The 15,047-nt window shown below is 29.4% G+C and carries 13 protein-coding genes; 9 read left to right on the forward strand and 4 right to left on the reverse strand.

Annotated features, from left to right (window positions below):
- Positions 1–207 precede the first annotated feature (207 nt).
- From AOQ87_RS01855 to AOQ87_RS01865, 3 genes are read left to right on the forward strand one after another with little or no spacing between them, the layout of a single operon-like run.
- The gene (locus AOQ87_RS01855; RefSeq protein WP_185751035.1) at positions 208–1,311 is read left to right on the forward strand and encodes an FtsX-like permease family protein; all 1,104 of its coding nucleotides are present in this window, start codon (positions 208–210) and stop codon (positions 1,309–1,311) included.
- Positions 1,301–1,987, forward strand: coding sequence for an ABC transporter ATP-binding protein (locus AOQ87_RS01860; RefSeq protein WP_080626601.1), 687 nt, complete (start codon positions 1,301–1,303; stop codon positions 1,985–1,987). Before AOQ87_RS01855 ends, AOQ87_RS01860 begins: the two co-directional genes overlap by 11 nt.
- Positions 1,984–3,246 (forward strand): FtsX-like permease family protein, encoded by a 1,263-nt coding sequence (locus tag AOQ87_RS01865; protein ID WP_080626602.1) that lies wholly within the window; start codon positions 1,984–1,986, stop codon positions 3,244–3,246. The genes AOQ87_RS01860 and AOQ87_RS01865 overlap by 4 nt, the downstream gene beginning before the upstream one ends.
- A gap of 13 nt (positions 3,247–3,259) precedes the next feature.
- On the opposite strand, the gene purB is transcribed toward AOQ87_RS01865, so the two are convergent.
- The 3 genes from purB to AOQ87_RS01880 all read right to left on the reverse strand — a co-directional run bounded on the left by purB (position 3,260) and on the right by AOQ87_RS01880 (position 8,562).
- Positions 3,260–4,663: an adenylosuccinate lyase gene (gene purB, locus AOQ87_RS01870; RefSeq protein ID WP_080626603.1), complete on the reverse strand. Its 1,404-nt coding sequence runs from the start codon at positions 4,661–4,663 to the stop codon at positions 3,260–3,262.
- Between the two features lie 132 nt (positions 4,664–4,795).
- The gene (mnmA, locus tag AOQ87_RS01875; RefSeq protein ID WP_257788025.1) at positions 4,796–5,902 is read right to left on the reverse strand and encodes a tRNA 2-thiouridine(34) synthase MnmA; all 1,107 of its coding nucleotides are present in this window, start codon (positions 5,900–5,902) and stop codon (positions 4,796–4,798) included.
- 425 nt (positions 5,903–6,327) lie between these two features.
- On the reverse strand, positions 6,328–8,562 hold the full coding sequence (locus AOQ87_RS01880; protein WP_080626605.1) for a phosphate acyltransferase: 2,235 nt from the start codon (positions 8,560–8,562) through the stop codon (positions 6,328–6,330).
- Between the two features lie 235 nt (positions 8,563–8,797).
- Here AOQ87_RS01880 and dapE point away from each other — a divergent pair, with 235 nt between their 5' ends.
- The 6 genes from dapE to AOQ87_RS01910 all read left to right on the forward strand — a co-directional run bounded on the left by dapE (position 8,798) and on the right by AOQ87_RS01910 (position 14,424).
- Positions 8,798–9,940 (forward strand): succinyl-diaminopimelate desuccinylase, encoded by a 1,143-nt coding sequence (dapE, locus tag AOQ87_RS01885; protein WP_080626606.1) that lies wholly within the window; start codon positions 8,798–8,800, stop codon positions 9,938–9,940.
- A 975-nt stretch (positions 9,941–10,915) separates the two neighbouring features.
- The gene (gene yajC, locus AOQ87_RS01890) at positions 10,916–11,254 is read left to right on the forward strand and encodes a preprotein translocase subunit YajC (protein WP_039719724.1); all 339 of its coding nucleotides are present in this window, start codon (positions 10,916–10,918) and stop codon (positions 11,252–11,254) included.
- A 501-nt stretch (positions 11,255–11,755) separates the two neighbouring features.
- Positions 11,756–12,871, forward strand: coding sequence for a bifunctional diaminohydroxyphosphoribosylaminopyrimidine deaminase/5-amino-6-(5-phosphoribosylamino)uracil reductase RibD (ribD, locus tag AOQ87_RS01895; RefSeq protein ID WP_039719725.1), 1,116 nt, complete (start codon positions 11,756–11,758; stop codon positions 12,869–12,871).
- A 59-nt stretch (positions 12,872–12,930) separates the two neighbouring features.
- On the forward strand, positions 12,931–13,434 hold the full coding sequence (gene ribH / locus AOQ87_RS01900) for a 6,7-dimethyl-8-ribityllumazine synthase (RefSeq protein ID WP_080626700.1): 504 nt from the start codon (positions 12,931–12,933) through the stop codon (positions 13,432–13,434).
- The gene (gene nusB, locus AOQ87_RS01905) at positions 13,431–13,874 is read left to right on the forward strand and encodes a transcription antitermination factor NusB (protein ID WP_185751036.1); all 444 of its coding nucleotides are present in this window, start codon (positions 13,431–13,433) and stop codon (positions 13,872–13,874) included. Before ribH ends, nusB begins: the two co-directional genes overlap by 4 nt.
- A gap of 25 nt (positions 13,875–13,899) precedes the next feature.
- Positions 13,900–14,424 carry a phosphatidylglycerophosphatase A family protein gene (locus tag AOQ87_RS01910; protein WP_143323097.1) on the forward strand — a complete coding sequence of 175 codons (525 nt, stop codon included), beginning with the start codon at positions 13,900–13,902 and terminating at the stop codon, positions 14,422–14,424.
- A 21-nt stretch (positions 14,425–14,445) separates the two neighbouring features.
- Here AOQ87_RS01910 and AOQ87_RS02685 read toward each other — a convergent pair.
- The coding region (locus AOQ87_RS02685; RefSeq protein WP_272482037.1) for a transketolase C-terminal domain-containing protein at positions 14,446–15,047 on the reverse strand (602 nt) is incomplete at its 5' end.

Consider the following 15,047-nt stretch of genomic DNA (forward strand, 5'->3'; position numbering starts at 1 on the left):
AATACTCATAATGATTGATATCATTAGATATTTTTTTTAAGGAGTGCAAGGACATCTTTCGTAAAGGATAACAGATTCTAAAGTTCTAATTCGTAAGATAAATTATAATCCTAACATTATATGAATCTATTGGTTTCCTGCTTCATTGGAACTCGATATTTCCGGAAGTTCTTGTTGAACAAAAACTTTTTTTTTATGATACTGTCTATGTTAGGAATGATATTTGGAATATCTGCTTTAATTATTTGCGATTCTTTAATAGAAGGGTTTGAACGCTCATTAAGAGAAGAATTACGATATGCTACACATTCTATTTTGACCACAGAGAAAAACGTCTTAGACTCATCTAAATATCCTAAAGAATTGTTCAAAGATTTAAACGGGATTTCTAAAATTTTTCAAACCGTTGAAAGTTACGCGATTATACAAAGTAGAGGAGAATTGAACTTTATTAACATGATTGGAGTTGATTCTATTGAACTAAATCTGATTTTAGAAAATCAAAAAAAGTTGTCTGATTTAAATCCTGGAAAATATTCGATAATACTGGGTCGTAGATTAGCTGATCAACTTAAAGTAAGACTTTATGATCAAATTAGGTTAACGATACCGAATATAATTCATCATACGATCATCGGCGGAATACCCAGTCAAAGAATGTTCACCATAATTGATATCTTTAATACCTCAACTGAGGTAGATGAAAGTGTGGTCTTTGTTCATCGCGATGATGCTAAGAAAATGATGTATTATCAGAAAGATGAAATTACAGGATGGAGAGTTCATCTGAAGGATCCGTTGTGTTTTTATTCTATCGCTCAACAAAATCTACCAAAAGGTGTTGTATGGAAAGATTATATGAAACAAAAAGTTGATCTTTTCAAATCTGTTGAAACAGAGAGAAAGATAACCTCTTTGCTGCTAAATTGTCTCCTCATAATGTCCTGTTTTGGATTAACATCTTCGGTATCATATTTAATCATTAAAAAGAGAGAAGAAATTTCTATTTTAAGAACTTTAGGAGCAAAGAGTCTTCATATAGTGATGATCTTCATGATTCAAGGGCTATTAACAGGATTTTTAGAAGTATTCTTCGGAAATATGTTAGGAATATTTGTATCGTATCACATCAAAGATTTGATGGAATTTTTAAACCTACCATATCATATAAATTCATCGATATCGTTTAATTGTCGCTATTGCTTAAAGATTTCTTCTATTTCAATACTATTTGTTATGATCAACTCAATTTATCCTTCTTGGTATGCGACAACTTTCTTTCCAACCAACGTATTACGTCATGAGAGATGAAGATCTATTAACTTGCGAGAATTTAAGTAAAAGTTATATCGACGGAAAAAAAATAACAGAAGTGATAAAAAAAATTTCTTTTTCTATTCGCACAGGAGACACAGTAGCAATATTGGGAAATTCTGGATCAGGTAAAAGTACCTTACTACATCTTCTATCTGGATTAGAAAAACCTACTTCTGGAAAAGTATTCTTGATGAAAAAAAATTTATATCATCTAACCGATCGTGAACTATCATGTATAAGAAATCGATATATTGGTTTTGTACACCAATCTCATCATCTTTTATCGGATTTTACAGTAATAGAAAATGTCATCATGCCTCTGTTGATTAGAGGAGAAAATTATGCGAAATCCATCGACAAGGCAAAAAAATTGCTTTCTGAAGTTAACCTATTTGAAAAAGTTGAAAATTACTCGTCTGAACTATCTGGTGGAGAAAAACAAAGAGTATCTATAGTTAGATCTATGATTCATGATCCTGTAATTATCTTAGCAGATGAACCGACAGGAAATTTAGATTCTCAAAATTCACAGAGTGTTTCTGATTTATTTATCGAAATTAATCGTAAGAGAAAAACTGCTTTTGTAGTTGCAACACACGATAATCGACTATCAGATATTATGAATAGAAAAATAACTATCAGAGATGGATCAATTGCATCAATCGAATGACTATGATTTTTCAAAAAACATATCTTTTATGTTGGTTTTCCTATCGAATCATTAAAAATAGAAGGGGTGGTAACTTAATAAGCTGGATAAGATGGATCTCTAAATTAAGTATTATATCCAGTATATCCATCATGATTATCGCTTTAAGTGTCATTCGTGGATTCGAAGTAGAATTTCAAAAAAAGATTTTGTCATTTATTCCTCATGGATATGTAGATTTTTTTAATCAACCTTGCACACGTTGGAAAACAATGATGACTCATTTATCCATGTCAAAAGAGATTAAAAACGTTTTTCCTTATGTTAAGTTTATTGGAATATTAGAAAAAAGTAATGCATTTGTACCAATTAAGTTCATAGGAATAGACTTCTCTGAAAATATAAGAGAAAGGCTGTTCTCTAAAATGAAAGTAAACAGCACGGAATATCTTTTTTCAGATAAATCTTCAATTATACTAGGAAAGAACATAGCCGAAAGGATCAACGCATCTTTAGGAGATCACTTGAATATAATAGTTACATCTAGTATTGAGAATATCGGCAAAGTTGGTAGAAGATCGTTTGATCTGAAAATGGTAGAAGTAAACCTGGGAGGAATAGTCGAATCAGAATGTATTTTGGACGATCAAATAGCGATATTACCCATACAATCTTCTCAAGAATATTTAGGATACGGAAGTGGAATAAGCGGATTTCAAGTAGAGGTTGAGGATATCTTTTCAGTTGGTGCATCTTTGCTAAAGGCGACAAACGGTTATCGCTATCATAACAGAATAGATAAAAAGTTTATTATTCGCACATGGATCGATGAATATGGATACATCTATCAGGACATACAATCAATCAAAAGTATCGCGTACGTTATCACATTTTTCATGGTTTGTATAGCTTGTCTAAACGTTATGTATTCTGTTGAATCAGAAATCGATGATCGATCACGTGAAATTTCTATTATTTCATCCATTGGAGCAGAAAACAATTTCATCAAACGTATTTTTTTATTGATCTGGACATTTCGGGGAATAGTTTATTGTTCGATAGGTTCTATATTGGGATTCTTTATTTCCATTAATTTAACAAAGATTTTTTCGACCATAGAAAATATATTTTGTTTTCAAATTAAAGGTACGTATTTTATAGATTTCTTTCCGTCTTATTTCAAAAAAAACGATTTATTTTTCATCTCTATGATCGTGTTGCTTTTGATGCTGTTTTCAGCCATACGAGCTATTAATCGAGCTGTAAGAGATCTTGAATGATTATCTTTAAATACTACGTACGATATCTTTTACATTTTTTAAGATTTTTTAAGACAATTTTTTTAGATAACCCGAGATAGTTTTTAGGTGTGATTAATTTTAATCTCCTCTTTTCCGATGCAGGAATTTTTAAAGAATCGATATATTGAATTATCTTTTTTCTTGTAACTTTTTCATTTTTCTGAGAAAATTCTTTTAACTTTTCATACGGATCCTTTTCTCCATATTTCCTAAGGATAGTTTGTATGGCTTCTGTGATAACTTGCCAATTTTCATCGAGTTCTCGAAAAATGTTCCTTTTGTTGACATAAATTCTTTTTAAACCGTCGTTGAGAGCTTGATATGCGATTAAAGAATGAGCAATACAAACTCCCAAATTTCTCATTAAAGTAGAGTTACTGAGGTCTCTTTGCCATCTTGAGGTAGGTACTTTTTGAACGATATGTCTGGATAATGCATTCGCCAATTCTAAATTACCTTCAGAATTTTCAAAATCAATCGGGTTATTTTTGTAAGGCATAATAGAGGATCCAACTTCATGATAATGTATCTTTCGGTCAAAATAATTCAGACAAATATATCCCCACATATCTCGATTAAAATCAATTAATATTGTATTTAAACGAGCAATACAATCGAAAATCTCCGCAATATAATCATATGGTTCCACTTGTGTAGTAAGTGGATTCCAATAGATACCAAAAGAACAAACAAATTTTTCGCTGATCTTGTACCAATCGACTTTTGGGTAAGCGAATAAATGGGCATTGTAATTTCCAACAGTACCATTCATCTTTCCATAAATTTTAATTTTTGAAATTTGACGAAGTTGTCTGCCCATCCTGTAGACGACATTCATAAATTCTTTCCCAACAGTGCTCGGAGTTGCTGGTCTTCCGTGCGTTCTAGATAATATCGGTGTTGATCTGTGAGAAAAAGCTATCTCTTCTAAAATTTCGATAATCCCTTTCCAAGAAGGAATAATGATCTTTTCTCTTGCTTCTTTTATCATCAATGCATAAGCAAGATTATTGATATCCTCTGAAGTACATGCGAAATGAATAAATTCTTTAACTTTTTCTAATTCAAGAAATTTCGACATTTTTTTCTTTAAGAAGTATTCGACTGCTTTTACATCATGATTAATTTTTTTTTCGATATTTTTGATGGATAATGCATCAAAATAATCAAAATCTTTTATTATCTGATCTAAGTAATCGTTGATATAACCTTCAAACCTTGGAACTTCTTGAATTTCGCTAGATTTGGATAACGTTAGAAACCATCTGATTTCAATTTCAACTCTACGTCTCATTAAACCAAATTCACTGAAAATTGGACGTAGGATGTTAGATTTACTTCTATATCTTCCATCAATAGGAGATAATGCTGTTAATCTATGGAAAGAATGCTTCATATTGATCGTTACGATATAATTATCCAATCTTATTCGTACAAGATGGATGAAACTCGTTAATTTTTTGAAGAGATAGATCAATAACCTTATAAAAAAATGATCTTTACAATTTTTGATGAAAATTAGTTTTCATTAAAATTTTATGTCTATTTCTCCACCACCTAAACAAATTTCATTATCGTAAAGTACACCATATTGACCTGGAGTGACGGATAAAATTGGGTGATCGAATTTAACCACTATTTTATTAAAGTAAATTGTTTTTATTGAACAACTGGTTTCGCGTTGTTGATACCTGGTTTGAATAGCACATCGATATTTTGGTTTTGATATCCAGTGAACTTTATTCATTATTAATCCATTTGAAACTAACGATGGATGAAACTTATTTTGAGATACCGTTATAGTGTTCTTTTCAATATCTTTCTCGATAACGTACCACGGTTTTCCATCTTTTTGTTTAACTCCTCCTATTCCGATCCCATTTCTTTGTCCAAGTGTGTACAAAATAGATCCACTGTGTTGACCAATGACTTCTTCATAATCTGATAAAATATTTCCGTTTTGACAATCGATATATTTCCGAATGAAATTTTTAAAATTTTTCTTTCCTATGAAACATATTCCAGTCGAATCCTTCTTTCCTGCTACAATTAATCTTGCCTTTTCAGCGATCTTACGAACTTCACATTTTTTCAATTCTCCGACTGGAAAAATAACTTTTTGTAATTGAGATTGGTCAAGTGAGTGTAAAAAATAACTTTGATCTTTTTTTCTATCTTTTCCCCTTAGTAGGAGATACTCATTGTTTTTTTTCTTTATTCTTGCATAATGTCCTGTGGCAATATAATCTGCATTTAGATGTTCTAATGAAAAATTTAAAAACTCCTTAAATTTAATTTCTTTGTTACATAAAACATCGGGATTAGGAGTTTTTCCAATTTGATATTTTTTAAGAAATATTTTAAACACTCTGTTCCAATATTCTATAGAAAAGTTTGCTGTATAGAGGTTTATTCTTAAAAAATTACAAACAGATTGTACATCCTTTAAGTCTTTTAAAAATGGACATCCATTTTTATCATCTTCTTCCCAATTCTTCATGAACAGACCCAAAACTTCATATTTTTTCTTCTTCAATAATAAAGCTGCAACCGAAGAATCTACTCCTCCGGACATGGCAACAACTACTCTTGCTGTATAGTTTTTTTTATTTTTCATTTTTAATAAGTATTCAATCGAAGAAATTACCTGATATGATCATCTACTATCATATTATCCTTTAGTTTTTGTATCAATCTTTTAATAAAAAATTGTTTATACAACAGTAAGGATATCCAATTGAAATCAGGTCTTTATGGATGATTCTCATGTTTCTGTTTATTTTTTGAAGAATATTTTAAAACAGATGACGAAGAATTTAATCCGAATAATGAAAATTCTAACAACATGGATTCTTTTATAAGGAATAAAATTAGTTGTATGTCATAATTGTTGTACAATGGTGACCGTATACGAGTACATGATATCTTCATGAGAATTTGTAAGTAGATTGAGATCGATCATCTATTGAACATCCTATCGTCAAACATTTTAAAAAAATTTATTTTCGATGGAGTGATAGTTAATATTTCTTTAAAAAATTTTAATTAAGTAGACACCTTTTATGCCATGAGATATATGCATGTGTTAGTAATACATTGAACTGAATTTTTTTTATGACAAATATGAACTGGTTTGTTAGTTCCGACAAGGATCGAACCTACGGTACTTTCAGAAACATCAAAGGTCTTTAACAAATCAAAGTTGATTTTGCACGATATTTTTTTAGGGACAAATAAAAGTACATCAGAAATATTTTTATTCCTGGCAATTCCTAATAAATCTATTTCACATGATTTTTTTTGTGTAATACGAATTGAAGGATAATATTTTCGGAAAACGGAGATTAAATCGAAAACCCTGTTTTGAAGATCCAAATTGAAATCTTTTAAATCTTCTAAAGAAGGTAAAAAAATATCTGATAAGAAATGTAAAAAACTTACTTTCTTTAAAACAATAGAAATCATTTCTTTTAGATATTCTACCGAAATATTTTCATCATCTTTTAGTTCGGAAATAAAAAAATTTGTGTTTGGAGTAGAAATAATGTTTATTTTTTCGGTCATTTTTTTATCCGAAAATCCAACGATGTCGGTAATAAGTTTTATATCGTTTGTATCGTTGTAACTCTTTGTACAGCAAATCATTCCATCTACGCGATTTTCATATAGATACAGGGATCCTATTAAAGTTGTAAGGTAAGTATATTTCTTTTCGAAATCGTTTTTTGTTAAAATCTTTCTCGCTCTAGAAGATTTAAAGTATTTATTCAAAAATTTTTCATAATTTTTTTCATCTAAGTTAATTAAAGAAAAATCTTTATCTATCCGAATCTTTAATTTTAACTTTTTAATTTTATTTTTGATTACACTTTTTCTTCCTATTATGATCAGTTTTGATAATCCCATATGAACGATGTTATCTATACAATAAAGTATCTTTTCAGATTCACCTTCTGTCAAAAGGATTATATTATTCTTTCTTTTAGCAGCTAAAAATATCGATCTCATAAAGAAATAACCTTCTCTAACATAATTTCTTAAATTTTTCTTATATACTGCAAAGTTCTCAATCGGTTTTTTTGCGACACCTGATATCATAGCAGCTTTAGCAACAGCAGGAGCAATCCTCATGATTAATCTAGGATCGAACAGATTTGGAATAATGGGATGTTTTTTTTTTAAATATCCTTGATTCCAACCTTCTTCATAAACGATAAAATCAATCTTTTCTTTAGCAAGTTTAGAAATCTCTTTTATACAAGCTATCTTCATGGCATCATTGATTTCAGTAGCTTGAACGTCCAAAGCCCCTCTAAAGATGAACGGAAAACAAAGAATATTATTCACTTGATTAGGATAATCTGATCTACCGGTACAAATGATCGCATCTGATCTAGCTTCTTCTACTAAAGAAGGTAAGATTTCCGGAATCGGATTAGATAATGCTAGAATAATAGGATTATCAGACATAGACTGAACCATTTCTTTTGTCAAAACTTTCGGAACAGAGCATCCTAAAAATATATCTGCATCTTGAACGACATCAGATAACGTTTTTAAATTCTCTTTACGAACAGCATAAACAGATTTCACTTCATTTAAGTCTTTCCTATTGCTATGTATTACTCCTTTTGAATCACACATGAACACATTTTTACGTCGAATTCCAATTTTTTCTAACATTCTTGTACAAGAAATAGCTGCTGCTCCTGCACCAGAAACAACTAATTTAACTTTCCGGATATTTCTACCTGTAATTTCTATCCAATTTAATACCGCAGCAGCAACAACAATCGCTGTTCCATGTTGATCATCGTGAAATATTGGAATATTTACTTTCTCTTGTAATTTTTTTTCTATGTAAAAACAATCAGGTGATTTGATGTCTTCTAAATTAATTCCGCCAAAGGTTGGTTCTAAGGAAGAAACGATATTTATAAACTTATCTGGATTTTTTTCATTTATTTCAATATCAAAAGCGTCAATTCCAGAAAATTTTTTAAAAATTATCGCTTTACCTTCCATAACGGGTTTGCTAGCAAAAGCGCCAATATCTCCTAATCCTAATACTGCTGTTCCATTAGATACAACGGCGATTAAATTTCCTCTAGAGGTATATTCGTATGAATTTCTATTATTTCTTGAGATCTCTATACAAGGGAAAGCTACTCCAGGAGTATAAGCGAGGGTCAAATCTTTCCTAGTTGAGATGGATTTAGTAGCATGAATTTCAATTTTTCCTTTTTTATTTTTTTTATGAAAATCTAAGGAACTTTCCATTAATTTTTTATTCATTTGATGACCTGAAAATTATTGGTATCTTACGTTACGGAGAATATATTCTTTATTATAAAACAGTTGATTGAAATTAGTTATTACTATGTTTTCTAAAATTGTTCAAGATATCCTATAAAATGAACATTTAAATAACTTCAAGTATCTCCATATTTTAAGATAACGAACATAAATATCTTTGAATTTTGTGATAGAAATACTCCAACCTTCTAAAATTTCAAACACATAGCATAAAATGAAAAAAGAAGAAATTAACAAGATGATAGAACTTTTAAGAAAAATGATTGAAATACCATCTATCAATCCATATGATCTAGGTTGTCAAAACATTCTTATAGAAATATTAAAAAAAATTGGTTTTTTAATTGAAGAAGTAAATTTTGATCATACTAAAAATTTTTTTGCATCTCATGGTGTGAAAAAAGGTAAGGTATTGCTTTTTGTCGGACATACTGATGTAGTTAACCCTGGAAATCTTAAAAAGTGGAAATATCATCCTTTTAAGTCCTTTATTAAGGATGGTACAATTTATGGAAGAGGATCATCAGATATGAAAGGAGCTATAGCTTCTATGATATCGGCAACTAAAATATTTATTAAATTTTTTCCTAAACATACTGGTAAACTCGCTTTCTTAATCACATCAGATGAAGAAGGATCAGCAGATCTCGGAACAAAGAAAGTAGTTGAAATTTTGAAAGAGAGAAATGAGAAAATAGATTATTGCATCATTGGAGAACCTACAAGTGAACTTTTGATTGGAGATACTATAAAAAATAGCAGAAGAGGTTCTCTAAACTTAAATATAATCTCATATCATCCTCAAGGACATGTTGCCTACATTGATCCAATACAAAATCCGGCTAATTCTATCGTTCCATTTTTGAAAAAGTTAATCTTTAGATCTGAAATAAAAGATAGATTCTCTTCAAATGTTTCTACTCAGATTACAAAAATTGTATCCGACTCATTTAGCGATAACATTACTCCATCTAAAATAGATGTAAGGATAAATTTTCGTTTTAATAGACGTGTTAATCATGATTTTATCAAAAGTTACGTTTTTTCTGAGATTAAAAAGAACAATTTATCTTGCGATTGTTTTTGGAAGCTTTCTGCGAACCCTTTTCATAAGAAAAGTAAGAATTTAATCAGTTTTGTTGAAGAAATAATAGAAAGAAAATTTGGATATGTTCCAAAATTATCATGTTCCGGAGGTACTTCAGACGGTCGCTTTCTTACAGATATTTGTAATCAGATTGTAGAAATAGGATTATTGAATCGTACTATCCATCAAATAAACGAAAGAGTACACATCCAGGATTTAATCAAGTTGAGCACAATTTATTTAGAGATTATGAAGAAGATTCTTTTATAGAAACAATGTTTTTGTAAAAAATTTTGAACGCTTTACTTTTAATAAAATTGATGAAAATGTCAAAAAACATTGGAAATGGTCAGATACATCGTATAAATTGCAATATTCTCTCATCTTTACAATGTCTTCACAGATATATTTTAAGAAATTCAAACTCTCGTGTACAAAGCTGATCTTAAAATTGTTTGATATACGAAATATAATTATCAATATAGGTGATCGTCTATCTTTTGCACTTCATTCTAAAGAATTTAGAGTCAATTGCTAAATTACATGGAGTTGCTAATATGAAAAAAGATTTTAACCATCTAAAATAGATACGAAGATAAATCTCAAAAAGAAGTACGAAAATTATTTCATCGAGAAGATTTATATTTTCTTTGAAAAACCACTTATTATAACTATTCATAAAAAAGTAAAAATCATCATCATTATAATTTATCTTTATATTTCAATCAAATTCGACACTTTCATGATACATCCATTATTTAAACGATAAAAATCGATAAAAATCTTTTAAAATTATCAACAATGTTATTTATTCTTTCATAAAATCAGATTAAAATTATAATCTAATAACTTCGAAAAATTGTTTTGTTATGGTTTCTAGCGTTTAATACTCATTCATATCATATAGAAGTTATTATTAACATCATTTAATTTAAAAATAGGAATGTAACATTTTAAAGTTTATCAAAACAACAAATATCGATTCTATATCTTATACGTGCAAAAGTTTTTCAATATGTAAAACAATCTTGTCGTATTATTCAATGATTCTATATTTTTTTGAAAAATTTCTTCATATCGTGTGATATGTACAAATTGATTTTTGAAAATTTTTAAAATCTACTTCATTTCTTACTATATTCTAAGATTGTATAAGAATCTTACTTTATACTTCAAATCTTTTCAAAAATTTGTTATATCAAATAGGTTGTTCAATTTCAAGATATCAAGATAAAAGGAGTTAATGTGAAATATTTTGTTACTTTAGCAAACGCTTCAACTAACCTAAATAACGATAAGGATAGTCCATATTCTTTGATAATTATGTTATTTTTGTTTGGAATCATCTTTTACTTAATAATATTTCGTCCACAACAAAAAAAATCTAAGGAACATGAGAGGTTAATGGATTCCATCATTCCTGGCGATGAAATTCTTACAAAGGGTGGATTAATAGGGAAGGTAGATCGTACCTGTAACAATTCAGACTATCTCATAGTAAAATTAAGCGATTCCAACAAAATTTTTCTTCATAAAAATTTTATCACATCTGTTCTTCCAAAAGGAACAATGGATTCTATCTGAAATACTCTGTGGTAGAACAAGTTATTAAAGGATATTTAATATGAAAATATTGTTAAATTTTACCTAAATATTTTTATACCTATCAGAACATGAGATCTTTTGATATTTATCATCGTTGTATATTTTATATGATCTTCTTGAAAAGAAGAAGGAATTTCTAAGATTTTATTCGTATCCTATACTAAATTCAAAAAATGTCGGTAGTCTGGTTAGAAGATGTGAATTATCTAGATGATGAATTGATTAAACCACCGTCACTTTAAAAAAAATATGATTAAAATTACGGTAATCTTATGATGTTTATTTTAAACATAATGTTATGAACTAACAGAACTTAATCTCTTTATAAAGTGGTTTTTGCCCACTTTTTTATAGAATATTATTCAAAAAAATGTACATTGATTTAGCAATCATAGTTCAAATTTTAAAAATTTAATATACAAATAACTATCGAACTCATTTAAAAATTTGAAAAAATCGATTCAACAAACGGTATTTAGAATGAATGATCAAGATGAACAATTTATGAGAAGGGCAATTTCATTGGCAAAAAGAGGACAATTTACTACATCTCCAAACCCAAATGTCGGCTGTGTAATAGTAAAAGATAACAAAATAGTAGGAGAATCTTACCATTCTAAAACAGGAGAGTTGCACGCTGAAATACTCGCTATGAAAAAATCTGGAGAGATGATAAAAGGATCTACTGTATATGTTACCTTAGAACCATGCAATCATTACGGATGTACACCACCATGTGTTGATGAATTAATTAATGCTGGAATTTCTAAGATATTTGTTGCGATGACCGATCCAAATCCACAGGTTTCAGGAAAAAGTTTAAAAAAACTTAGAGAATCTGGAATTCAAGTTGTATATGGATTGCTAAAAAAAGAATCTGAAAAAATAAATTTAGGTTTTATAAAGAGAATGAAGACAGGATTACCGTACATAACGATTAAGATGGCAATATCAATCGACGGTAAAATTTATTCGAAATTTGAAGAGTGTAGATGGATATCTTCCTATCGATCTAGACAAGATGTTCAAAAAATTAGAGCGCGATCAAGTGCAATTTTGACCACAGGATCTACCGTTGTTGCAGATGATCCTTATCTAAATGTTCGGTGGAACGATTTTACTGATGAATTAAAACATCTTTATCCAAAAAAAAAAATTAGACAACCAGTAAGGATTGTGATCGATACACGAAATGAAGTACATAGTGAACACAAGATAGTGAATATTCCTGGAGAATGTTGGTTATTTCGGAAACAAACTTTGCAAAATGATTTAAACAATACAAAGGAATTTTCAGTAAAGTTAGACGAAGAAGGAAAGGTCGATTTAATTTATATAATGAAAGAACTGGCCCAAAAAAACATTAATTCTATTCTTATAGAAAGTGGATCTACTTTTGTAAGTTCTCTTCTCACCCTAAATTTATTTGATGAGATTATTCTTTACATAGCTCCTAAGATTCTTGGAAACAAAGCAATAGGACTAACAACAATCTCAAAAAAAATTGAATTGAATAAAATTTCAAAATTACAGTTCGTTCAGTTCAAAAAAATTGGTCAAGATTTTCGTGTGATTTTACGAAAAAAAGAAATTTAACATACCCTTTATATTTCAACTTTATTGAAAGTTGAGTTTCAATTATGTGGAGAAAATTTATGAGTTTAAAAAGAATCCAAGGGTCTCTATCTTGTTCCGACTCTGTAAAAATAGCAATAATAATTTCTAGATTCAACCGATTTATCAACGATAATTTATTAAATGGAGCCGTAGATATTTTGAGAAGAATCGGTGGATTAAAAAAAGAGAATATAAGTGTTGTGGAAGTTCCAGGAGCTTATGAGATTCCATTAGTTGTAAAGATTCTTTCTGAATCTGGAAAATATCAATCTATCATCACTATCGCAACAATTATCAAAGGAGAAACTAAACATTTTGAATACATTTGTAATTCATGTAACGTTGAAATTCCTAAAATATCCATGGAATATAACATTCCGATATCTTGTGGAATCTTAGTTGCAGAAAATATTGATCAAGCTATTGCAAGATCAGGATTAAAAATGGGCAATAAAGGATCTGATGCAGCTTTAGTTTCTTTAGAAATGATTAATCTAGTTAAAAAAATTTCTAACATTTCTAGAATAGGAAATCACTCTTGAATAAAAATAAGTATAACTACAGTTATGCTAGACATAGATCTAGAATGATGGCTATTCAAGCTCTTTACTCCTGGCAGATTACAGGCACAAAGAACACTTCCATAGCATCTGATTTTTTAAATCTTATTAAGTTTAAAAAGATGAATGTAGATGCTGAATATTTTAAAAAAATTTTTATCGGAACTTCTAACAAAGTATATGAGATAGATCATGAATTACTCAAATATACCTTAAGAAACATGAGATTTATAGATCAAGTTGAAAGAGCAATTCTTAGACTAGGTGTATTTGAACTTCTACATGTTGAAATCTCATACAAAATTGTTATCGATGAAGCGGTTGAACTATCCAAAAAGTTCTGTTCTGAGAAAAGTTACAAGTTTATCAATGGAGTTCTAGACAAAATGATTTTTAACAGGAAGAAATTTGAAGATCTTTAATGCTTTAAAAAAAAGAAATTATGAGATGTATCTGAAAATCTTCCCCAAAATATATTTCTCTAAAAATACATCATCTCTTTTAGACAAGAAGGTTTTTCGAAAAAAAAACAGAATCGAAACTTTGTTCTATAAAACTTGTTATCATCTTTTAGTTCTGTTTGGGATAGGTTATTTTCCAAAGATTCCTGGAACGTTTTCTTCTTTATTCGCTATTTTATCTTGGAGAGTTATGAGTTTTTTTTGTTCTGATAAAACCATCTCTCTTATAAGTTTAGTTTATATTTTGTTAGGTTTTTTTATTTGTTACATTATGAGGTGTGAAGATTATAATTGCATCGTTTTGGATGAGTTTTCCGGAATGTTTCTCATAACATCTTCTTTCGAAGAACCGAACATAAAAAAAATTGTGGAAAGTTTTTTTGCATTTCGTGTATTGGATATCATAAAGCCATTCCCAATCAATCTTTTAGAAAAAAAAATAAAAGATGGAGTTGGGATCATGATGGACGATCTATTAATCGCGCTTTCAATTATACTGTATTTCCGATAGATTCTTATTGCCATTTTTTAATTATTTCATCTGAAAAAGATCTATTCCATCGCAATAGTTTTGGATAGCTTTCTCGATTCCATCTGAATTTAGTCCGATTTCCTCATACATTTCCGTCCTGTTACCTTGCTGTATAAATTGATCTGGAAGACCAATATTTAGTATTGGAACAAAAAGTTTGTTCTTTAAAATATATTCGTTAACACCACTTCCTGCTCCTCCCAAAATGCAATTTTCTTCCAATGTCACCAATACCTGATGATTTCGTACAATCTTTAAAATAGTACTCTCATCTAATGGTTTGATGAATCTCATATCAACCAAGGTGGTATCTAAACGATTCGATACAACTTTAGCCTCCTCAATTAACGTTCCAAAATTTAAAATGGCAATTCTTTTACCCAACCTCTTAACCACAGCTTGTCCTATTTTTATTTTAGAAAATTGTTGTAATTTTATCCCAATCTTTTGATAACTTTTTGGATATCTTACAACGACTGGACCATCTCTATAGTGATGTCCGGTATGGAGCATATTGACGAGTTCTATCTCATCGCTAGGTGACATAATGATCATTCTCGGTATACATCTTAAGAAAGTCAGATCGAAAGATCCTTGATGAG

It is taken from the genome of Candidatus Riesia pediculischaeffi (assembly GCF_002073895.1).
In the GTDB taxonomy this organism is placed as follows: domain Bacteria; phylum Pseudomonadota; class Gammaproteobacteria; order Enterobacterales; family Enterobacteriaceae; genus Riesia; species Riesia pediculischaeffi.